The sequence below is a fragment of the Nocardia sp. NPDC050712 genome (assembly GCF_040654295.1).
GTDB lineage: Bacteria > Actinomycetota > Actinomycetes > Mycobacteriales > Mycobacteriaceae > Nocardia.
In genome coordinates, this window is record NZ_JBFAHT010000002.1 from 1,639,682 (window position 1) to 1,660,207 (window position 20,526).

General features: G+C 70.1%; 22 protein-coding genes. 13 read left to right on the forward strand and 9 right to left on the reverse strand.

Translation table 11 applies throughout. From position 1 onward, the window contains the following. Positions 1 to 54: 54 nt before the first annotated feature. A complete protein-coding gene (locus AB0H76_RS18495) occupies positions 55 to 630 on the forward strand; it encodes a CGNR zinc finger domain-containing protein (protein ID WP_357324891.1) in 576 nt (191 codons plus the stop codon). A 56-nt stretch (positions 631 to 686) separates the two neighbouring features. Here AB0H76_RS18495 and AB0H76_RS18500 read toward each other — a convergent pair whose 3' ends face one another. Then, positions 687 to 1,322 carry a hypothetical protein gene (locus AB0H76_RS18500; protein WP_357324895.1) on the reverse strand — a complete coding sequence of 212 codons (636 nt, stop codon included), beginning with the start codon at positions 1,320 to 1,322 and terminating at the stop codon, positions 687 to 689. Positions 1,323 to 1,571: 249 nt separating this feature from the next. On the opposite strand from AB0H76_RS18500, the gene AB0H76_RS18505 reads away from it, so the two are divergent. Continuing rightward, positions 1,572 to 2,288, forward strand: coding sequence for a metal-dependent hydrolase (locus tag AB0H76_RS18505; RefSeq protein ID WP_357324897.1), 717 nt, complete (start codon positions 1,572 to 1,574; stop codon positions 2,286 to 2,288). A 431-nt stretch (positions 2,289 to 2,719) separates the two neighbouring features. Here the strand turns inward: AB0H76_RS18505 and AB0H76_RS18510 are convergent, their stop codons facing one another. After that, positions 2,720 to 3,814 carry a hypothetical protein gene (locus tag AB0H76_RS18510; protein ID WP_357324900.1) on the reverse strand — a complete coding sequence of 365 codons (1,095 nt, stop codon included), beginning with the start codon at positions 3,812 to 3,814 and terminating at the stop codon, positions 2,720 to 2,722. A gap of 161 nt (positions 3,815 to 3,975) precedes the next feature. On the opposite strand from AB0H76_RS18510, the gene AB0H76_RS18515 reads away from it, so the two are divergent. The 3 genes from AB0H76_RS18515 to AB0H76_RS18525 all read left to right on the forward strand — a co-directional run bounded on the left by AB0H76_RS18515 (position 3,976) and on the right by AB0H76_RS18525 (position 6,354). Next, on the forward strand, positions 3,976 to 4,773 hold the full coding sequence (locus AB0H76_RS18515; protein ID WP_357324902.1) for a DUF2470 domain-containing protein: 798 nt from the start codon (positions 3,976 to 3,978) through the stop codon (positions 4,771 to 4,773). A 151-nt stretch (positions 4,774 to 4,924) separates the two neighbouring features. Continuing rightward, positions 4,925 to 5,422, forward strand: a complete 498-nt coding sequence (locus AB0H76_RS18520; RefSeq protein WP_357324905.1) for a VOC family protein — start codon at positions 4,925 to 4,927, stop codon at positions 5,420 to 5,422. 59 nt (positions 5,423 to 5,481) lie between these two features. Continuing rightward, on the forward strand, positions 5,482 to 6,354 hold the full coding sequence (locus AB0H76_RS18525; protein ID WP_357324908.1) for an LLM class flavin-dependent oxidoreductase: 873 nt from the start codon (positions 5,482 to 5,484) through the stop codon (positions 6,352 to 6,354). A 3-nt stretch (positions 6,355 to 6,357) separates the two neighbouring features. Here the strand turns inward: AB0H76_RS18525 and AB0H76_RS18530 are convergent, their stop codons facing one another. Further along, a complete protein-coding gene (locus AB0H76_RS18530; RefSeq protein ID WP_357324911.1) occupies positions 6,358 to 7,125 on the reverse strand; it encodes a helix-turn-helix transcriptional regulator in 768 nt (255 codons plus the stop codon). 55 nt (positions 7,126 to 7,180) lie between these two features. Continuing rightward, the gene (locus AB0H76_RS18535) at positions 7,181 to 7,792 is read right to left on the reverse strand and encodes a TetR family transcriptional regulator (RefSeq protein ID WP_357324913.1); all 612 of its coding nucleotides are present in this window, start codon (positions 7,790 to 7,792) and stop codon (positions 7,181 to 7,183) included. A 105-nt stretch (positions 7,793 to 7,897) separates the two neighbouring features. Here AB0H76_RS18535 and AB0H76_RS18540 point away from each other — a divergent pair, with 105 nt between their 5' ends. From AB0H76_RS18540 to AB0H76_RS18555, 4 genes are read left to right on the forward strand one after another with little or no spacing between them, the layout of a single operon-like run. Continuing rightward, positions 7,898 to 9,124 carry an alkane 1-monooxygenase gene (locus tag AB0H76_RS18540; RefSeq protein ID WP_357324915.1) on the forward strand — a complete coding sequence of 409 codons (1,227 nt, stop codon included), beginning with the start codon at positions 7,898 to 7,900 and terminating at the stop codon, positions 9,122 to 9,124. Further along, positions 9,124 to 9,300 (forward strand): rubredoxin, encoded by a 177-nt coding sequence (locus AB0H76_RS18545; RefSeq protein ID WP_357324917.1) that lies wholly within the window; start codon positions 9,124 to 9,126, stop codon positions 9,298 to 9,300. The genes AB0H76_RS18540 and AB0H76_RS18545 overlap by 1 nt, the downstream gene beginning before the upstream one ends. Next, complete coding sequence (locus AB0H76_RS18550) at positions 9,297 to 9,482, forward strand: rubredoxin (protein ID WP_357324920.1); 186 nt, start codon at positions 9,297 to 9,299, stop codon at positions 9,480 to 9,482. The genes AB0H76_RS18545 and AB0H76_RS18550 overlap by 4 nt, the downstream gene beginning before the upstream one ends. After that, positions 9,479 to 10,702, forward strand: a complete 1,224-nt coding sequence (locus AB0H76_RS18555; protein ID WP_357324923.1) for an FAD-dependent oxidoreductase — start codon at positions 9,479 to 9,481, stop codon at positions 10,700 to 10,702. Before AB0H76_RS18550 ends, AB0H76_RS18555 begins: the two co-directional genes overlap by 4 nt. Positions 10,703 to 10,721: 19 nt before the next feature. Here the strand turns inward: AB0H76_RS18555 and AB0H76_RS18560 are convergent, their stop codons facing one another. Beyond that, on the reverse strand, positions 10,722 to 12,023 hold the full coding sequence (locus tag AB0H76_RS18560; protein WP_357324926.1) for a lipase family protein: 1,302 nt from the start codon (positions 12,021 to 12,023) through the stop codon (positions 10,722 to 10,724). A 144-nt stretch (positions 12,024 to 12,167) separates the two neighbouring features. On the opposite strand from AB0H76_RS18560, the gene AB0H76_RS18565 reads away from it, so the two are divergent. After that, a complete protein-coding gene (locus tag AB0H76_RS18565; RefSeq protein WP_357324929.1) occupies positions 12,168 to 13,382 on the forward strand; it encodes a helix-turn-helix domain-containing protein in 1,215 nt (404 codons plus the stop codon). Position 13,383: 1 nt separating this feature from the next. Here AB0H76_RS18565 and AB0H76_RS18570 read toward each other — a convergent pair whose 3' ends face one another. Both AB0H76_RS18570 and AB0H76_RS18575 read right to left on the reverse strand, forming a co-directional pair. Continuing rightward, complete coding sequence (locus tag AB0H76_RS18570) at positions 13,384 to 13,881, reverse strand: pyridoxamine 5'-phosphate oxidase family protein (protein WP_357324932.1); 498 nt, start codon at positions 13,879 to 13,881, stop codon at positions 13,384 to 13,386. Positions 13,882 to 13,966: 85 nt separating this feature from the next. Continuing rightward, the gene (locus AB0H76_RS18575) at positions 13,967 to 14,908 is read right to left on the reverse strand and encodes a GAF domain-containing protein (RefSeq protein ID WP_357324936.1); all 942 of its coding nucleotides are present in this window, start codon (positions 14,906 to 14,908) and stop codon (positions 13,967 to 13,969) included. Positions 14,909 to 15,134: 226 nt separating this feature from the next. Here AB0H76_RS18575 and AB0H76_RS18580 point away from each other — a divergent pair, with 226 nt between their 5' ends. After that, the gene (locus AB0H76_RS18580; protein WP_357326243.1) at positions 15,135 to 16,688 is read left to right on the forward strand and encodes an acyl-CoA carboxylase subunit beta; all 1,554 of its coding nucleotides are present in this window, start codon (positions 15,135 to 15,137) and stop codon (positions 16,686 to 16,688) included. Position 16,689: 1 nt separating this feature from the next. Here AB0H76_RS18580 and AB0H76_RS18585 read toward each other — a convergent pair whose 3' ends face one another. Both AB0H76_RS18585 and AB0H76_RS18590 read right to left on the reverse strand, forming a co-directional pair. Then, entirely contained in the window at positions 16,690 to 17,034 is a 345-nt protein-coding gene (locus tag AB0H76_RS18585) for a hypothetical protein (protein ID WP_357324938.1), read from the reverse strand. Between the two features lie 62 nt (positions 17,035 to 17,096). Then, positions 17,097 to 18,470 (reverse strand): FAD-linked oxidase C-terminal domain-containing protein, encoded by a 1,374-nt coding sequence (locus AB0H76_RS18590; protein ID WP_357326246.1) that lies wholly within the window; start codon positions 18,468 to 18,470, stop codon positions 17,097 to 17,099. Between the two features lie 166 nt (positions 18,471 to 18,636). Here AB0H76_RS18590 and AB0H76_RS18595 point away from each other — a divergent pair, with 166 nt between their 5' ends. Both AB0H76_RS18595 and AB0H76_RS18600 read left to right on the forward strand, forming a co-directional pair. Beyond that, positions 18,637 to 19,503: an alpha/beta hydrolase gene (locus tag AB0H76_RS18595; RefSeq protein ID WP_357324940.1), complete on the forward strand. Its 867-nt coding sequence runs from the start codon at positions 18,637 to 18,639 to the stop codon at positions 19,501 to 19,503. Continuing rightward, complete coding sequence (locus tag AB0H76_RS18600) at positions 19,500 to 20,522, forward strand: PHB depolymerase family esterase (RefSeq protein ID WP_357324943.1); 1,023 nt, start codon at positions 19,500 to 19,502, stop codon at positions 20,520 to 20,522. The genes AB0H76_RS18595 and AB0H76_RS18600 overlap by 4 nt, the downstream gene beginning before the upstream one ends. The last annotated feature ends 4 nt before the right edge of the window (positions 20,523 to 20,526 follow it).

The following is a 20,526-nucleotide window of genomic DNA, read 5'->3' on the forward strand; positions in this document are numbered from 1 at the left end:
TAAGACGGTTCTAACACGCCGCCGTCCGGACATGCAACCGGCTAAGGTGGTTCCATGCGTGCCGACCACCCCGAATTCCGCCTCGGTAGCGTGCTGGCGACCAGCTTCACGGCGACCCTGACCGAACGCGCCGGCGACCCCGTGGAGCGCATTCCCACCCCGCAGCGCCTCGTCGACTGGCTCGCGGTCAGCGGCCTGGCCGTGGACTCCTGCACCACCGCCCAGCTCGACTTGGCCCGGGAACTACGGGAATCGATTCACGCCGCCGCCACGGCGGCCGCGACCCAGGCCGCTCCCCCTGCCTCTGCTGTCCAGGTGATCAACGAGCGCAGCATCAAGGGCCACGCGGCAGCTGTTCTGACCCCCGAGAACACCCGGGAATGGCGGCTCGGCTCGGCCTCCGGCGTAGAAGACGCCCTGGGCGTGATCGCCGCCGACGTGATCAGCATCCTCGCGGGCGAACGCGACGGACGACTGGCCCTGTGCGCCTCACCCACCTGCCGGGCCGCCTTCTTCGACACCAGCCAGAGCCGCACCCGCAAATGGTGCGACATGAACACCTGCGGCAATCGCCAGAAGAAGGCGCGCTTCCACGCCACTCACCGTAAGAACTCCAGCCCGGCGCAGTGACCCGGACAGCACAACGGCCGCACGGAGACTCCCGTGCGGCCGTTGTGTGTAGGGATTCAGTTGTAGACAGCGCCGAACGACGGGATGGAGATCGTGCCGAGCTGGTACTGGAAACCGTCCGGGTTGGCCTCGCTCACCGGGACCGACCAGCGATGCCACAGCGAGCCGTAGACCGCGGCCACGATCATGCCCGGGCCCGTATCCAGGACCCGGCTGCGGATCGTGGTGTCCACCGGGACGTCGTTGTGCTCGGAGAGCAGCTCGGTGGCGCTGCGGCCGTTGGAGAGGTTGTACCAGATCACTTCCATCTTCGCGCCCGCCTGATTCGGCGAGATGGTGCCGGGGCCACCGAAGAAGCCCATCCGGAAGCCGTCGGTATCGAGCGCGATGCCCGAGCCGTACACGCCCGCGCCGGCACCCCGGCCGATATCGGACTGCGCCGGAATCTGGAACGGCTGCGCGGGCAGCGCCGAGTTCTTCAGCCCCTGCCACTGCTGGGAGGCGATGAGCCGGTCCACCGCCGCGACGGCGGCGGGATTACCGGCGGCCGCGGTCCGCAGGTGCTGCACGGCGGAGGTCCAATCCACCGCCACTTCCCTATCGGCCGCGGCGTGGCCGCCGGCGGTCAGGACGAGTAAAGCGCTGGCGGCCGCCGCGGCGGCCAGACGACGTATCGAACGCACACGATGCATAGCCGAGTTCTCCTGAAGTCGACGGAATCACACGGAGCCAGGCAAATCGAACGTAGGAATCTCGAAAGCATGCCAGCCGCAGTGCATCACCCGGGGTCGACACGCCGGAGGGAAACCGCTCGTCGGCGCGTCCCCCATCTGAGGCCTTTCTAAGTGATCTTGATAACTGAGCCGTATCCTACTGTGGCACAACAGTATTCAGCGTTCCCGCCGCTATGGAATAGTTGCCCGTTCAACTAACGTTGACGGGTGCTTGGACATTCTCATGCGACCAGCGGCGCGCTCGCCTGGTCGGGGGCAGCGGCGCTGCTGCCCGTAACCGTGTTGAGCTACCCCGCATTACAGGACGCGACCGGCCATATCGGCACGGTAGAGCTGGTGCTCGGCGTATTCCTGACCGCGGGCGCCGCACTCCTCCCCGACGCCGATCACCCGAAGAGCTCGATCGCCCACGTACTCGGGCCGGTCTCGTACTTCCTGTGCGTGCTCATCAGCAAGCTCTCCGGCGGACATCGGCGCGGCACGCACTCCCTGCTGTTCGTCGCCGTCGCGACCTACGCGACCTGGGCCGGCGTGCACTGGCTCGGCCGCCCGTTCACCCTCGCCCTGGCCTTCTTCCTGCTGGCCCTCGCCGTCCGCGCGCTGCACCTGTGCCCGCCGGGTGAGAGTTTCCGGACCTACGGCACCGTCATCGTCCTGGCCGCCTCCGGCACCTTCGTCATGGATCACTACATCGCCGCCAAACCCGCCTGGCTGCCGTTCTGCGTAGGCCTCGGCGCCCTGGCCCACATCCTGGGCGACTGCCTGACCGACCGCGGCTGCCGGCTGTTCTGGCCGCTCGACCTGCGGGTGCGGCTGCCGATCATCGAGCGCACCGGGAACAAGGTCGAGACCTGGGTGCTGTCACCGCTTTTCGTCCTCGGGACGATGGGCGTGCTCTGGTACTGCATCACGCAGCAGCCCTGACGCCTCCCCTGGGCGTCAATGCTTGTCTTTAGGACTTCAGATCCTGTGGGAGCGGCGTGACGAGGTAATCAGTTCAATGCATAGATTCGCATAGGGCGATTTGGGCATCTAGTTTCGCTGTGTCCTAAGGCGGAGAGCCGACAGCGCTCACCTCGAAACCGGCAAGCCCTGCCCTATCCCGCTCTGGCGCCGGCCGGTTCCGCTACTCCCCTAACGACTTCCGACCGCCGACGGTACCGGGCGCTCCCCCTGCTGTAAGCATGCCAGGCGGCAACCCCTCCCCTCTTCATTGAGGTCTTTTGGGAGAGTTCGGGAGGTAGTTGTGGTGACCTTTCCTAAGGTCAGGGCTCACATAGTTAGATGCGCATATCTACAAACTGGGATGTTTTTTGACAGTCAAGATGATGGGATCGCAGATCCCATCGCCACCGTCAGAAGAGTTGTTCCGGATGCGAGTCGGCTTCGGCCCGGATGTCGTCGGCGAACCGCTCCTCCAGCTCGGTCTCCTCCCCTAGCCCGTGCGCGGTGTACAGCAGCATGCAGCCGCGGATGCCGTCGAGCAGGTCTTCCAGCAGGTCCAGAGCGGGGCGGACTGGATCCAGCCGGCTGATCCGGAACTCGGCCAGCAGGGCGGCCCGGGTCGCGCTGTCGACGTCGTATTTGCGGGCCTGCTCTTCGATCTCGGCGACCCGCGCGACCACGGCCCAGGGGGCGGGAACGTGCCCCTCGGAGACCGCCATGGCCTCGGCGATGAGGTCGGCCACCACTTCCGTCGGGGTCTCCCCCGCGACCAGGCGCTCCAGCACCAGGGTCGGCGTATCGACCTGCAGGGCCTCGAGTTCATCGGCTTCCACCACGACCTCTGAGGTCGGGACGCCCGCGAGTTCGCCGGCCACCTCGGCGGCGGCGTAGAGCCAGTGCGCGGCCGCCACCGAGGCCGAGGCGGGATCGAGTTCGGTGAACAGTTCCAGGGAGCCGAGCGGGTCGGCGCGCAGCAGCTGGTCGGCGGCCTGTACCTGGGCCGGTGAGACGTCGGGGCGCGACATTTCGACGGCTTGGCGGGCCCGCCCGGAGAGGTCGCCGAGTTCGGCGTTCTCGATGGCGTGCTGTTCGTGGTCGACCTCGCCCACGATCGTCTCGGTCAGCTGGTCGACGTCGATGCTGTGCAGTGCCCGTCCGACGCGGTGCGCGGATTCGACGACGCCGCTGTAGGAGACGACCAGGCCGTGGTCGGTGGGCAGGTTGGGGTGCCGCAGCCCGGCTTCGACGTCCTTGAAATTGCGGCGTTCCTCGGCCCGGCGCCAGGCTTCGCTGTTGGGGACGTCGGGGTCGCCGGCGGCGCTGGCGGGATGGGTGTAGGTGCGCCACTGGAAGCGCGACAGCGTGGTCAGATTCGACGCCAAACCTGTTGCCTGGTCCGGACTTATCGGCGGCAGCACGGCCACCGTCTCGGTCAGGTCGCCGCGCCCGGTCGCCCAGATGGCGACGAGAGCGTTGCGGTCGGCGTCGAATGCGTATCGGGTCACGCCGCACAGTGTCGCCCATCGGCCGCTGTCGCGCTCGCGCAATGGGTGCCATTGCCGTTCGCGCAGCGGCGATTCCGGGCGGGGTGGCCGGGGGTGGCGGGTGCCGGTGGTGCGCGGTGCGAGACTGGTGGTCGGCGTAACCACTGGCAGAAGGACCGTAGATGACTCTCGATCATGGTGACCCGGGCGATGCGCCCTCGATTCCGCAGCCGACCGGGCCGGTGGTGAACGCCACTCGCCCGTCCGCGGCGGAGGAGGCCAGGACCGTTGCGGCGTCGGGGAATACCGCGACGCTGGCCAGTTTGAGCGAGGACGGGACGCCGTGGGCGTCGTTCGTGACCTATGGGCTGCTGGGTGGTGATCCGGTGCTGTGTGTGTCGCGGATGGCCGAGCACGGCCGGAATCTGGCGGCGGATCCGCGGGCGAGTATCGCGGTGGTGGCGCCGGATCTGCCGGACGATCCGCTGGCGGGTACGCGGATCACGTTGGCGGGTGTGGTGCGGCGGCCGGAGGGTGCGGAGTTGGCGGCGGCGCGGGCGGCGCATCTGGCGGCCGTGCCGGCGGCGCAGTACTACATCGATTACAGCGATTTCTCGCTGTGGGTGCTCGGGGTGGATCGGGTGCGCTGGGTGGGTGGTTACGGGCGGATGGATTCGGCGTCGGCCGAGCAGTACGCGGCGGCGGTTCCGGATCCGGTGGTGCCGGTGGCGGCGGGGGCGATCACGCATTTGAACGATGATCACGCTGATGCGTTGCTGTCGATGGCGCAGGTGCTGGGTGGGTATCCGGATGCGACGGCGGCCAGTTGTGAGCGGGCGGATCGGTATGGGCTGGATTTGCGGGTGGTGACGCCGCGGGGTGTGGCGCGGACGCGGGTGGGGTATGCCGAGCCGCTGTCGGGGATGGATGAACTGCGTGCTGCGACAGTGGAACTGACGCGGCGGTCGCGGCAGGGCTGAGCCCGGGGGCGGGTCCGTTCAGTAGTGCGGATCACAGTTTTCTCTTGACGCCGCCGGGGCGGGGGTGGTTTGTTGAGGGCGTGAATCTAGAACACGTTGCAGTGGGCGGGCGGGTCGCGGGGGCCCGCCGCCATCGGCACGGGGGTGCCCGATGAGCCTGGCGCGTGGTCCGATCTTCCAGCTCTGCTGGGTGGTTGCCGATCTGGCGGCCGCGACGCGGGAGTTCGGTGCGCTGTACGGGGTGCAGCAGTGGCTCACCCTCCCGGACGTGCGTTTCGGCCCGGAGCTGTGTGAGCTCCGGGGTGCGCCCGCCGAGTACACGATCAGTGTCGCGCTGGGGTACGCGGGCGGGCAGCAGCTGGAGCTGATCGAGCCTCGCGCGGGGGTGAGCCTGTATTCCGAGCATCTGGAGCGGGTGGGGCCGGGGCTGCATCACGTGGCGTGGGTGCCCGAGGATTTCGACGCGGCGCTCACCGAGGCGGGGTCTCGGGTGGTGGCGCGCGGGGCGTTCGAGGGGGCCGGGATGGAGTTCGCCTATCTGGAGGGCGGGCCGCTCGGTTCCTATGTCGAGTTGATGCGGTTGTCGCCGCAGATGCGCGCGCTGTTCGATCGGCTCGTCCCCGAGGGGCATCGCAATCCATGGACCTAGTTCTCCCCCACTGACCGATGACGAGCGGGCTGTCCGCACAACTACAGAAAGGCTGTCCCTTGCGATTCACCTATGCCGAGGCGATGACGAACCCGGAGTACTACGTGCCGTTGGCGCAGGCGGCCGAGGAGGCCGGGTACACCTCGATCACGGTGGCCGATTCCATCGCCTACCCCCAGGAGTCCGACGCCACCTATCCCTACACGCCGGACGGTAACCGGGAGTTCTTGGAGGACAAGCCCTTCGTCGAGGCGTTCGTGCTCTCGGCGGCGATTCTGGCGGCGACCAAGACGTTGCGGGTGACGCCGTTCGTGGTGAAGCTGCCGATCCGCCCGCCGGTGCTGGTGGCCAAGCAGGCGGCCTCGCTGGCGGCGCTGAGCGGTAATCGGTTCGGGTTCGGTGTGGGTATCAGCCCGTGGCCGGACGATTTCGAGATCCTGGATGTGCCGTTCGAGAAGCGTGGTGCGCGGATGGACGAGTGCATCGATATCGTGCGCGGGTTGTGTGCGGGCGGGTATTTCGAGTATCACGGTGAGTTCTACGATCTGCCGCCGATCAAGATCAATCCGGTGCCGACCGAGCCGCTGCCGATCCTGATCGGCGGGCACAGCGCCCCGGCGCTGCGCCGGGCCGCGCGCTGCGATGGCTGGATGCATGCCGGTGGTGACGGCGAGGAGCTGGACAAGCTGCTGGTGAAGCTGAGCAAGCTGCGCGAGGAGTACGGGACGCGCAAGGATTTCGAGGTGCATGTGATCTCGCTGGACGGGTTCACCGTGGACGGGATCAAGCGGCTCGAGGACAAGGGTGTCACCGATGTGATCGTCGGGTTCCGCAGTCCTTACACCCGGGATCACGACACCGAGCCGCTGGAGACCAAGATCAAGCATCTGTCCAAGTTCGCCGAGCGGGTGATCGCGAAGACGGCGTCCTAGCGCTCAGCTCAGCGCCGCCCGGGTGGCGTCGTCGGCGGGCAGGAACGATTCGATCGCGAGCTCGGCGACGGTGACGTTCATCGGTGTACCGAATACCGTGGTGACGCTGAGGAAGCTCAGGTCCTGTCCGTCGTGGCGCAGGCGCAGCGGGACCACCACCTGGTCGGGTTCGGGGAGCACGAGTTCGGTGGCCCCGCCCGGGTAGGCGCGCAGCTCCTCGGCGAGTTCGGCCAGATCCGGGGAGCCGGTGACCTCGAGCTGGTGGTTCAGGCGGGCGAAGACGTGCCCGCGCCATTCGGGCAGGTTCAGGATGCGCCCGGCCAGGCCGTCGGGGTGCAGGGTCAGGCGCAGCGCGTTCACCGGCGGGGTGAGCAGGGCCGGGTCGATGCCGGTGAGCAGCAGGGCCACACCGGCGTTGGCGTCGATCATGTTCCAGGACTGGTCGATCGCCAGCGCCGGGTAGGGCTGATGGCCTTCCAGGATGCTGCGCATGGCGGCGCGCACGGGGGCCATCTCGGGGGCGTCGAGGGCGGGTTCGGCGAAGGCGGGGGCGTATCCGGCGGCCAGCAGCAGGCGGTTGCGTTCGCGCAGCGGGACCTGCAGGTGTTCGCACAGGTTGGCCAGCATGGCGCGGCTGGGGGTGGCGCGGCCGGTTTCGATGAAGCTCAGGTGCCGGGCGGAGGTGTCGGACCGGCCGGCCAGTTCGAGTTGGCTGAGGCGGCGTTCGAGGCGCCAGTGCCGGAGCAGGTCGCCGGCTGACAGTGTGTGCACGACTGCACCCTACGAAGTTCTGGGTATCGCGGCCATTACCCCGGAGGTAATGGCCCTACCCCGCGGTCAGCGCCGCGAAGACCTGGGTGATGACCAGTTCGATCTGGGTGACCGCGCGTTCGCGCGGGCCGAGCGGCTGGAAGAGGTGGCTCAGGGTGAGCCGGACCAGGATCTCGGCGAGTGCGGCCAGGTCGTCGTCGGAGATCTCGGGCAGGGCGTACTGCGCGCGCATGGCGGGCAGCAGGGCGGCCAGCGCGCGGCCCAGGACCGGTTCGGGTTCGGTGACCAGGGCGGGCAGCAGGGTGGTGTCGCTGCTATCGCGCCCGGCGAGCACGGCTTTGAGCAGCATGTTGTCCGCGCCGGTGCGCAGGGTGTATTCGGCGGCGCGGATCATGCCGGTGACCGGGTCGGCGGGGTGCTGGGCCAGGGTGTCGACGATGCCGCGCAGGAAGGTGCCGAGTTCGCGGGCGATGAGCGCGTCGGCCAGGGCCTGTTTGGTGCCGATCTCCTTGTAGAGCACGGGACGGCTGATGCCGACGTCCTTGGCGACGCGTGACATGTTCACCGCGCCCCAGCCTTCGGTGACGACCACGTCGCGGGCGGCGTCGAGCATGCGTTCGCGCAGGAGCAGGCGCATCTCGGTCTGGAAGTTGGGGGCTTCGGCCACGCCGGTCATCGTACATCAGCTCCTCATGTGACTCCGTCGTTGACAACTCTACATCGATTGTATCTACTGAATACACATTGCTCGAATGTGTAAACGGAGAACGACATGACCTCTCGAACCGGCGCCCCCGAAGACTCGGTGACCGCGCCCGGACCCTGGCGTGATCGCAAGCGCTACCTGTGGCTGCTCGGCCTGGTGGCGCCCACCGCGCTCGGTCTCGCCGCCGCCCTGGTGTGGGGGTTCAACCAGCTCGGCTGGCACACCCTCGCCCCGGTCTGGTGGTGGATCGGCCCGATCCTGATCTATGTGCTGCTGCCGGCGCTGGACCTGTTCTTCGGGCCCGACGGGCAGAACCCCCCGGAAGAGGTGATGGCGCAGCTGGAGAACGACAAGTACTACCGCTACTGCACCTACGCCTTCATCCCGCTGCAACTGGCCAGCCTGACCTTCGCCTGCTACCTGTGGACCGCGGCGGACCTGTCATGGCTGGGCATCGACGGCGGCCTGAGCGTGCTGTCCAAGATCGGCCTGGCGCTGAGCATGGGCACCATGGGCGGGGTCGGCATCAACACCGCCCACGAACTCGGGCACAAGAAGGACCGGCTGGAACGCTGGCTGTCCAAGATCACCCTTGCCCAGACCGCTTACGGCCACTTCTACATCGAGCACAACCGCGGCCACCACGTGCGCGTGGCCACACCCGAGGATCCGGCCAGCGCCCGCTTCGGGGAGACCTTCTGGGGCTTCCTGCCGCGCAGTGTGTGGGGCAGTCTGCGCTCGTCCTGGGAGCTGGAGGCGGCGCGCCTGCGCCGGCTCGAGCAGAGCCCGTGGACGCCGCGCAACGACGTGCTCAACGCCTGGCTGATGACAGTGGCGCTGTGGGGCGCGCTGACCGCGGTCTTCGGGCCCGCGATCCTGCCGTGGCTGGTGCTGCAGGCCGTCTACGGCTTCACCCTGCTGGAAACGGTCAACTATCTCGAGCACTACGGGCTGCTGCGCCAGCGCACCGCCAGCGGGCGCTACGAGCGCTGCACGCCGGTGCACAGCTGGAACTCCGATCACATCGTGACCAACATCTTCCTGTACCACCTGCAGCGCCACAGCGACCATCACGCCAATCCCACCCGGCGCTACCAGACCCTGCGCAGCATGGACGGCGCACCGAACCTGCCCAGCGGCTACGCCAGCATGATCGGGCTGGCCTACTTCCCGCCGCTGTGGCGCAAGGTGATGGACCAGCGGGTGCTCGACCACTACGCCGGCGACATCACCCTGGTGAACATCCAGCCAGCCCAGCGCGAGCGACTGCTCGCCCGGTACGGGGCGCGGTGATGGCCGCCTACCGCTGCCCGGTCTGCGACTACGTCTACGACGAGTCCACCGGCGCACCGCGCGAGGGTTTCCCGGCCGGCACCCCGTGGTCGGCGGTGCCCGAGGACTGGTGCTGCCCCGACTGCGGCGTGCGCGAGAAGGTCGACTTCGAACCCACCGAGAGGAACCCCCGATGAGCGTCGACTACAAGCTGTTCCGTTGCCTGCAATGCGGTTTCGAATACGACGAGGCGCTGGGCTGGCCCGAGGACGGCATCGCGCCCGGCACCCGCTGGGCCGACATCCCCGAGGACTGGTCCTGCCCGGACTGCGGAGCGGCCAAGACCGATTTCGAGATGGCCGAGGTCAGCCGCACATGACTGAACGGATCGTGATCGTGGGCGCGGGAGTCACCGGTGCGACCGCGGCCCGGACGCTGCGGGCCTCGGGCTACCACGGGGAGATCGTGCTGGTCGGCGCGGAGGAGCACGCACCCTACCGGCGGCCGATGGTGTCGAAGGATCTGCTGGCCGGAACCCGGGCACTGGAGCGTTGCCTGCTCGAATCCGAGAGCTACTGGGCCGAGCACCAGATCGAGCTGCGGGTGGGGACCACCGCCACCGATATCGACACCGGCCGGGCCCGGATCTGGCTCAGCGACGGCGCGAGCCTGGACTACGACCGGCTGCTGCTGGCCACCGGGGCGCGCGCACGACGACTCGAACAGCATCAGCCGGTCCGGGTGCGGACGTTGCGCGGGGTCGCCGACATCGCCGAGCTGCGGGCCGCGATCGCGGACGGGCCGCTGCTGATCATCGGCGCGGGGCTGGTCGGGCTCGAGGTCGCGGCCACCGCGCGGGCGCTCGGCGGCGAGGTCCACCTCGTGCACGCGGGCACCACTCCCCTGGATCGTGTTCTGCCGCGGGAACTCTCGACGCTGGTCCAGGATCTGCACGCCGAGCACGGAGTGCGCATCGACAACGAGGTCCTCCTGGCCGGCGTCGAGCAGATCGACACCCAGGGCGTCCTGGCGACCGCCACCGACGGGCGCACCTGGGCCGCGTCCTCGGCGCTGGTCGCCATCGGCGCCGAACCCGACACCGCGCTGGCCCGCACCGCCGGGCTCGACCTGGGCGACGGCATCCTGGTCGACGAGCAGTACCGCACCTCGGCGCCGCGCGTTTTCGCCGCGGGGGACGCGGCCGGTCGCTACACCCCGCGCCTGGGCCGCCACACCCGCAGCGAGCACTGGAACAGCGCGCTGGCCCAGGGCGCGGCCGCCGCGAAATCCATGCTCGGCCTGCCGGTGGCCGAGACCGAGGTGCCGTGGGGCTGGTCGACCCAGTACGGGGTGAACCTGCAATTCGCGGGCTGGACCCACGACTACGACGAGCTGGTGATCCGCGGCTCGATCGAATCCCGCGACTGCACCGCCCTGGCCCTGTCCGGCGGGGCGCTGGTCGGCGCGATCACCGTCGGCCGGCCCAAGGATCTGCGGGCGGCCCGCGAGCTGATCGCGAACCGCCCCTTGCCGGCCAGTACCGCCTGGGCCGACGAATCCGTGGAGCTGGGTGAGCTGGCGGTGTCGGTCCGGCGGTGAATCCCGCTGTGCCGCAGTGCTATCGCTCGATGATCGGCCGACCGCACAGGATGCGGGCCAGCAGGACCGCGCAGCGCAAGTGGCCCAGCACTTCGCGCGGAGTCCAGGCGACCGACCAGACGGTGCGGGTGGTGGCGGGCGGCAAAGGCTTGTTCGCGAAGCGGTCCGCCAGCCAGTTCATGGTCACGGGTGTGCCCAGGTAGAGCAGGGCCAGGTGCAGGCTGAGGCGGTCGCGCAGGTAGTGGATCTCGGCGCCGGCGGCGCGGTAGCGGTCGACGTGGCCGTCCACGTCGCGCACGGCGATGAGTTCGTCGTTGACGCCCTGCAGGATCAGCACCGGCATGGTGGGTGCGTGCGCGCCGGGGCGGATGTCGTCCAGGACGCGGCGCATCTCGGTGCGGTGCAGCAGTTCGGTGAAACCCAGGCGGCTGTAGCGGTCGAGGTTCTTGCCCGCCAGGCGCGGCAGCAGGTTCAGGGTGGTGCGGGTGGCGGCGTCGGCGAGCAGGGTGTGGAATTCGGGTTTCGCGTGCACCCGCAGCAACCGTTCGAGCTCGGGGTAGGCCCGTTGCAGCGCCGCGACGCAGACCGCGGAGAACCCGGACAGCAGTGAGCCGTTGAGCCGGACGAAGGCCGCGCCGGGATCACCCACCGGCGAACCGGCCACCGCGCCCGCGATAGCCAGCTCCGGGGCGTAGTCACCGGCCAGCTCGGCCGCCCATGCCGTGGCCAATCCCCCGCCGGAGTACCCCCACAGTCCGATCCGGGTTTCCGGGCCCAAGCCCAGCGGCGCGAAACCCAGCGCCGCGCGCGCCGCGTCCAGCGCCCGGTATCCGGGTTCGCGCGCGACACCGAAGTGCCCGCCCATCCCGCCGTGATCGGGCACCGACACCGCCCAGCCCCGCGCCAGCGCCTCGGCGATGACCGGCAACTCCAGCTGCGGGATCGCACCCAGCGCCCGCGCCCCGCGCCGCAGCGCGTAGGACGGAAAACAGCGGGAGCTGACGCCGTCGATCGCGCACTGGAACGACACCAGCGGCCGCGCGCACACCGCGGCCCCGGCGGGCAGCAGCACCGTGGTCACCGCGGCCTCCGCGCCCCCGTGCAGGTCGCTGGTGCGGTAGAGCAGCTGCCAGGCCGAGGCCCGCAGCGGAACGCGGCCGAACAGCGCGAGCTGCACCTCGCGGGTGCGCAGCACGGTGCCGGGCGCGCGATGCTCGAATCCCGGTGGCGGACGGTAGAAGTCATCGTGCTCGGGACGCGGCGGGCCCCGGTGGCCGACGGGTGCGGCGATATCCGCGGGAGCGTCGCGGGGCAGGCTCATGCAGCGAGTCTGTCCCGCCCCCGAGGTAGCGTCACTGCACGGACGAACGAAATCCGATACCCCGATATTGTCGCTGGTGACAAAGATTTGGGTCCGGGCCGCGCAGTGTTGGCCCGCATCGCTGTGCTCGGCCACAATCAGCCCATGCCTGCCGCTGCACCCACCGCCGAGACCACCCTGCTCGCCCGCCTGCTCACCCGGTGGCCCCAGATCGCCGAACGCATGCTCGCCGACGGGCTCGGTGCCACACCCCCGGCGGCGGATCTGCCCGCGGGCCACTTCCGCCCCGAGGTGCTGCCCGCCATCTACGCCTGCGGGCGCGCGGTGCTGCAGGCCATCGCCGAGGACCGCCGGCTCACCCGCGACGAGGTCTCGGCCTATGTCGCCCCGGTCGCCGAACGCCATGCCGAGGACCGCTTTCCGCTGCCGATCCTGCTCGAGGCCATCCACGGCTCGGCGCACTCGGTGCTGTCCGAGGCCGTCGCGCTGGCCGCGCCCGGGGAGACCGAGCAGCTGGTCCAGATCGGTTCCGGTCTGCTCGATCTGCTCATGCACATCAACATCACGGTGATGGAGACCTACGTCGAGGTCGGCCAGTCCATCCACAACGCCGAACGCGAGGCCCGCCGCGAGTTGTGCTCGGCGCTGCTGCGCGGGCGGCCCGCCGAGGCGCTGTCCGCGCGCGCCGACGCACCCCTGGCCGAGCGCTACACCGTCCTGGCGATCCAGGTGCGGCCCGAGGAACCGGCCACCGCGGCCGCCGATCTGCTGGCGCGCCGGCGCATCCGCATCGCGCACCGCACCCTGGACGCGGCCAGCAACGGCGCCGCGCTGGTCTCCTTCGACGGGTCGACCGGAATCGCGTTGCTACCCCAGCATTCCGAGACCGAACCCGACGCCCGCACCGCCACCCTGGCCACCGAACTCGCCGACAAACTCGGCGCGCCGACCTACCTGGCCGAATGCGCCGCGGTGCCGCGCGCGGAGCTGCCACAGGCCGCGGCCGAGGTCGCCGAACTCGCCACCCTGGCCCGCGTCCTGGGCCGCACCCCCGGGCTGTACCGGCTCGACGATCTGCTGCTCGAATATCAGCTGACCCGCCCCGGCGCCGCCCGTGACCGCCTGGCCGCGCGCATCGATCCGCTGCTGCGCACCCCGCATCTGCTCGAAGCCCTGGAGGCGCACCTGCGTTTCGGCGCGGACCGCAAGACCGCCTCGGCGCACCTGCACGTGCACCCCAACACGCTGAGCTATCGGCTGCGTCGCGTCGGCGAACTCACCGGGATCGACCCGGCCGAACCGAACAACTCGCGGCTGCTGGCCGCCGCGGTCACCGTGCACCGGCTCTACGCGCGCTGACTCAGGCCATGCGATGGGTGAACGGGGCCGGCGTGCGGGTGCCGGGCCGGAATCGGATCCCGGTGACGATATCGGGATCGATGGCGATGATGCGATGCCCGGGCAGCCACGGCTCGAGCAGCGCGCGATAGCGCAGCAGCAGCTGCGGATCGGTGACCTCCTCGGCGGGCCCGGTGACGATGACGCACCAGCCGCGCTGGGTGGCGGCGTCGAGGGTGTCGACCTCGTAGGCCACCGCCTGCCGATGCGAGCTGAGCAGCGCGGTAGCGGCGACGATCACCCGGCCCTCGTCCAGGATGTGGTTGGCCGGGCGGATCGTGGGCAGGGCGTGGCGCGCGAAGGCGATCCGCCCGAAGCTCACCGTGCCCAGCAGTCGCAGCGCCTCCGCGGCGGCGATGTCGGAACTGGCCGGCGGGTGCCGGGGATGCCCGGAACCCGGCGCCGACATGATTTCGGTGGGATCGCTGTTCATATCGTTCAGTTCCCGTGCACGAGTCATCAACTGGTCTCCCCACCCCCGCCCGAGGTGTCGCCGTTATGCCCCGGCAGCGGCGCGGTAAACCTCACCCGGAGGGATCGGCAGGTCAGCGCCGTCGGCGGCGGCGCCGGAATTCCGGGGTGGGCACCGTGGAGGTCAGGTCCAGCATCGCCAGCCCGGTCTCGCGGATCATCATGTCCAGATCGGTCACGGCCTGTTCGAGGGCGTCGCGGGCGTCGGCCAGCGCCAGCGGCGTGACCAGCTCACCGTCCAGTGCCGCGCGCACCCGGCTCAACCGCAGCCCGCCGTCGAACAGGGTGCGCACCAGCCGCTCTCCCAGCTCGGCGAAGGCCAGGGTGTCCAGCGCCGGGAGCGCCGGCTCGAAGGCCAACGCCGAGAGCGGATCCCGCGCCGCCGGGGCGCTGCGGCCCGCGTCGAGCAGCCGGGCGGTCACCTCCCCGGCAAACACGCCGTAGAGCCCCAGCAACGCCAGCTCCGGATGCGGCGGGCGATGCGCGTCGCGGAAATGGGTGGAGACCATGCCGATCAGGCGGCCGCCGGAATCGAGCAGCGGGGTGGACTGCACGCCGCGAAACCCGGTGGCGGCGGCGATCTCCCGGTGCGGGGCGAACCCGGCGTCGGTGCGCACGTCGGCGATCGCGATCTGCGCGGACTCGCGCGCGGCCCGCCCACACGCCGACGCGGTGTCGTCGACGGCGGTGAAGTACTCCAGGAATTCGGTGTCGAACCCGCAGTGCGCGACGATGCGCAGCGCACCGGTCGCCGGGTCCAGTAGTTGCACGTTGCCGAAATCGGCGGCGGTCGCCGACATCGCGTGCGCGAGTACCCCTTCGGCCACCGCCTCGAGCCCGGCCCCGGCGTTGAGCGCGCGGGCGGCGGCCATGATGCGGGCCATCGCCTCGGGCTGATCCAGGCCCGAGCGCACACACGCGGACAACTGCTCCGGGTGCTGCGGAACCCCCCGTAGGAACCACCGGCCGTCGAGCGCGGCGAAACCGGGATATTCGGGATCCATCTGCGTGGTCACGGCACCGTCCAGGGTCGGTGAGGCGTCGGCTGAGATGCCCAAAGTGTAGACGCGACCGCCTCCGGCCAGCACGTTTCCCCCGTCTCGACTCAACTGTTGGAGTTGCCATATCCCTCGGGCCGGATTTGTGACCTGTCCTCGCAATCGCCGCGGGCCATCCCGCCGGCGCGCCCGCAGCCCTTACCGTCGCCTGGGCACGACAGTGGGAGAGACAGTGGCAGCAAGCGTGGCGGGTACCCGGGCGAAACTCGGGCAACTGGAGCAGATCCTGGCGGTCGCCGCCGAACCGGCCGGTGCCGGTGGCGTCGCCAAGCGCGAGAAAAAGGGCATTCCCAGTGTGCGCGAACGGATCGCGATGCTGCTCGATCGCGGGACGTTCCTCGAAACCGGTGCGCTGGCCCGCCAGCCCGGGCAGCCCGATGCCCTCTACGGCGACGGACTGGTCACCGGGCGCGGCACCATCGCCGGGCGCCCCGTGGTGGTGATCGCCCACGATCAGACCGTCTACGGCGGATCGGTCGGCATCACCTCCGCGCGCAAGTTCATGCGCGCCCTGCAGCTGGCGTTCGACAACGCCTGCCCCGTGGTGACGATCAACGATTCCGGCGGCGCGCGCATCCAGGACGCGGTCGGTTCGATCGCCTCCTTCGGCGACATCTCCCGCGTGCTGGAGAAACTGTCGGGCTACGTGCCGCAGGTGTCGATCATTCTCGGCAAGTGCGCGGCCGGGTCGGTCTACGGGCCGATCAACACCGACGTGCTGATCGGCACCCGCGACTCCTACATGTTCGTCACCGGGCCGGAGGTGATCAAAGCGGTCAACGGCGAGGACATCAGCGCCGAGGACCTCGGTGGCGCGGAGGTACAGGCCAAGCGCGGCACCCTGCACCATGTCGCCGACACCGAGCAGGCCGCCTACGAGTGGGCCCGCCGATATCTGAGCTACATGCCGACCAGCTGTCTCGAGCTGCCGCCGAGCGTGAATCCCGGCCTGGAACCCGAACTCACCGCCTACGATCGCGAACTCGACAGCATCATCCCCGACTCCGATCGCACCGGCTACGACATGCACGAGATCCTGCTGCGGATCTTCGACGACGGCGAATTCCACGAGATCCGGGCGGCATTCGCGCCGAACCTGATCACCGGCTTCGCCCGCGTCGACGGCTCCCCGGTCGGGGTGATCGCCAACCAGCCGCTGGTGCTGGGCGGATCCATCGATGCGGCCTGCTCGGACAAGTCGACCTATTTCATCCGGCTCTGCGACGCGTTCAACATTCCGCTGGTCTTCGTCGTGGACACCCCGGGCGTGCTGCCCGGGCTGGAGCAGGAAGCCAGCGGCGTGATCATCCGCGGCGGGCGGGTGCCGCGCGCGATCATCGAGGCCACCGTGCCGATCATCAACCTGGTGGTGCGCAAATCCTATGGCGGGGCCTACGGCATGATGGCCGCGCGCCAGGTCGGGGCCGACCTCAGCTTCGCCTGGCCGACCGCCCGGATCGCGGTGATCGGCGCCGAGAGCGCGGTCGACCTGATCGGCAAACGCCAACTCGCCGCGGTGCCCGAGGAGCAGCGGCCCGCGGCGCGCGAGTTCATGGTCAACCACTACAACGAGACCATCGCGACCCCGTGGATCGCGGCCGAGCGCGGCTACATCGACGCCGTCATCGAGCCGGTGCACACCCGGCTCGAGATCCGGCGCGCACTGCGGCTGCTACGGCACAAGGCCCCGGTCAAGCCGGAGTTCAATCCGCGCAAGCACGCGGTGTATCCGATGTAGGTCAGCGCGCGAGGTCGGCGCGGGCGGCGGCGAACCAGGCCTGGGTGCCGACCAGCCCGGAGTCGATCTCCTTGCGGGCGCCGGTGAATCCGTAGAGTTCGCCGGCGTAGCGGGTCAGCACCGAGCCCTCGGGTTCGCCGAGTTCGGTCAGCTGGGCGGTGTCCTCGAGCAGGTAGGCGACCCCGGCCTGTTCGCCCTCGGTCCACTCCCCGCGATAGCCGTCCCAGCCGTGTTCGCGGACCAGCCGGGCCCGCTCGACCAGGGTGGCGCGCAAGGCGGCGCGCTCGGCGTCGCCGGGGGTGCGCGAGCGTAGCTGCTTCCAGTCGATCGGTGCCGCGTCGGACACGTCGAACTCCTCTGCGGGGTCGGTAGGTGCGTCTGGGGGCACTGTACGCCCGGGTCGCACGCTCACAGCACCTTGCCGGGATTCAGGATCCCGTCGGGGTCCAGGGCCGCCTTCACCGCGCGATGCATCTCGATGACCGCGGGTGAGAGTTCTTGGTACAGACCGGCTTTCTTCAGGGTGCCGATGCCGTGCTCGCCGGTGACGGTGCCGCCGTAGGCCAGCGCGGCGTCGATGATGGCGGCGAAGGCCCGCTGCGCGCGTTCCCGGGCGGGTTCGTCCGCGCGCGGGGTGATCAGCAGCGGATGCAGGTTGCCGTCGCCGGCGTGGGCGATATTGGCGATGACGGTGTCGTGCTCGGCCGCGATCTGCTCGATGCGCTCGAGCATGTCGGCGATGTGGCGTTTGGGCACGCAGACGTCCTCGGTGAGTACCGGGCCCAGGCGCTCCATCGCCGGATAGGCCAGGCGGCGGGCCGCGAACAGGGCCTCCGCTTCGGCCGCGTCACCCGACACCACCGACCAGGTCGCGCCCGCGGCGTCGAAGCAGTCGCGCATGCGCTGGGCTTCGCTGTCCCCCTCCGCACCCACCGTGTCGATCTGGCCGAGCAGCACCGCGTTCGCGTCGACGGCCAGGCCCATGTTCTTCCACGCGTCGACCGCGAGCAGGCATTGGCGATCGATGAGTTCCAGCGCCGAGGGCGTCAGGCCCGCACCGGCCACCGCGGTGACCGCGCGACCGGCGTCGGCCACCGAATCGAAATAGCCCGCGATCGTGCGCCGGGGTGCTTGCAGCGGACGGAGCTTGACGGTGATCTCGGTGATGATGCCCAGGGTGCCCTCCGAGCCGACCATCAACCCGGCCAGGTCGTAGCCGACGACGCCCTTCGCTGTCATCCGGCCCAGCCGCACCAGTTCGCCGGTGCCGGTGACCACCTGCACGCCCAGCACATAGTCGCGGGTGACGCCGTATTTGACGCAGCACAGCCCGCCCGCGTTGGTGGCGACGTTGCCGCCGAGGGTCGACCACGGGGAGCTGGCCGGATCCGGCGGATACCACAGCCCGAACTCGGCGCACGCCGCGCGCAGATCGTCGTTGACCACCCCGGGCTCGACGACCGCCAGGCGTTCCAGCGCGTCGATCGAGACGACGCTGTTCATCGCCTCCAGCGACACCACGACGCTGCGCGCGCTCGCGTTGGCCCCACCGGACAACCCGGTGCCCGCGCCGCGGGCGATCACCGCGACACCGTGTGCCCGGCAGGACCGCACCACGGTCTGGACCTCCTCGGCGGTCCGGGCCCGCACCACCGCCAGCGGGGTCGCGAACTCGGCCCATTCCCCCTCGTCGTGTTCGTAGCGCCCGAGCAGGCCCGGATCGGTCAGGACCCGGCCCTCGGGCAGCAGGTCGAGGAGTTCGGCGACCAGGGCGCGATCGATATCGGAAGTAGGGGTCTGCACGCCTCGACGGTAAAGAGGACGCCGAGCCACGTCCAATGGGTGAAACCTCCACTCACTCACCGCAGCACTGGAGGATTCACCCATCCTCGGCGGTGATGTGACCTGCCTAACATTCCTGCACTGACCCGACGTGGAGGAGAGTCCTTTGACAACGCTGCAGGATCGGCAGGTCGGCACCGCCGCCGGGCCGTTGCACCTGTCCACCCGGCCCGGGCACACCGATCCGGTGCTCGCGCTGCACGGCGTCTCGAGTACGAGCCGGCTGTGGTTGTGGCTGCACGACGCCGACCCCGAGCTGACCCTGCTGGCCCCCGACCTGGCCGGGCGCGGGCACTCCCCGGCCCGCCCCGCCGGCCCGTCCTCGGTCGCCGCGCACGCCGAGCACCTGATCGCGCTGCTCGACGCGCTCGGCCTGGCCTCGGTCGACGTGCTCGGCATGTCCATGGGCGGGTTCCTCGCTACCCACCTCGCCGCCGAGTATCCGGGCCGGGTCCGCTCGCTCACCCTCGTCGACGGCGGCCTGCCCGTCGCGCCGCCGATGCCGCGCACCGAACTGGAAGCGCACCTGCGCACCGTCTACGACACCTCGGCGATCTGGCCGGATCAGCACGCCTATGCCGCGCACTATCGCCGCACGGCCGCCCCGCTGGTCGATCCCGCCGACACCCGGCTGGCGCGGATGCTCGACCACGAACTCGAGCCCGTCCCCGACGGGTGGCGGGTGCGCCGCGATCCGGACAGCGTGGTCGAAGACGCGCTCTCGGTCCTGGCCTGCGACACCCCCGCCGAGGTATTCGCGCGGCTACGGGTGCCGGCGCGGCTGGTCTACGCGCAGTGGAGTGTGGGCGCCGACAGCGCGCCGATGTATCCGGTCGAGCACGTCGAGTCGATGCGCGCCGGGCTGCTCGGGGCCGAACTCGTCGAGGGCGTCGACCACGCCGCCATCATCATGACCGACCGGGGAGCGCACGCCACCGCCGCGGCCCTGCGCGCACATCTGGATCGCGCGTGATCCTCCGATTCCTCTGTGCCGCAATCGTTGTCGCGCTGTGCGGTGCCGCACCCGCAACCGCCGACCCCGGCGCGGGCGAACTGTCCTACGGCGAGGTCGGCGACGAGCGCGGCAGCATGCGATACGCCCTCTACGTCCCGCCCGGTGTCGGTGAGCGCCCGGTCCCGCTGGTCGTCCACCTGCACGGCGGCAGAGACGACGTCGCCCTGGTCGCGGTCCGCTCCCGGCTGAACACGCTGGCGCGCGAACAGGGATTCGTGGTCGTCTACCCGCAGGAGAGCCGGGCCGCGACCGGCACCGGGGTCTGGGACTGGAGCGGCTCGGCGGCGGCCGGACGCGAGGGGCGTGCCCCGGCGTTGATCGCCGCGATCACCCGTCAGGTGCGGCACCGGCTCCCGATCGCCGCGCACCAGGTGTTCGTCGGCGGGATCTCGGCGGGCGCGGGGATGGCCACGGTCATGGCCGCCACCTACCCGGACCTGTTCGCCTCCGTGCACACCGAGGTCGGCTGCATGTATCAGGGCGCGGGCTGTGAGCTGCCGACCCCGAAGCCGCAGAGCACCTTCGACCCCGAACAGTCCGGACTGCTCGCCTTCCGGGCAATGGGTGCATACCTGCATCGCATGCCATTTCTGGTGTCCTCGGGCTCGCTCGACCCGATCGCGCAACTGTCCGGTCAGGACGCGCTGGTCCAGCAGTGGCTGGTCACCAACGACTACGCCGACGACGGCGCCGCCAACGGATCGGTGCCGCGCGCACCCGCGCGGGTCGGCACCGGGCGGGTCAACGGCCGCGACTACACGGTCTCCGCCTACGCCGACGCCCGCGGCTGCCTGCTCGGCCAGCGCTGGCTGATCGACGGCCTGTTCCACGCCTACTCCGGCGGGCAGCCGACCGACCCCACCGACCTGCTCACCGACCCGACCGGCCCCGACATCCGCGCTGTCGCCCAGCAGTTCGCGCTGCGCCAGACCGAGCGCACCCCCGACGGCAGCCCCGCCTGCGTCCCGATCCACTGACCGA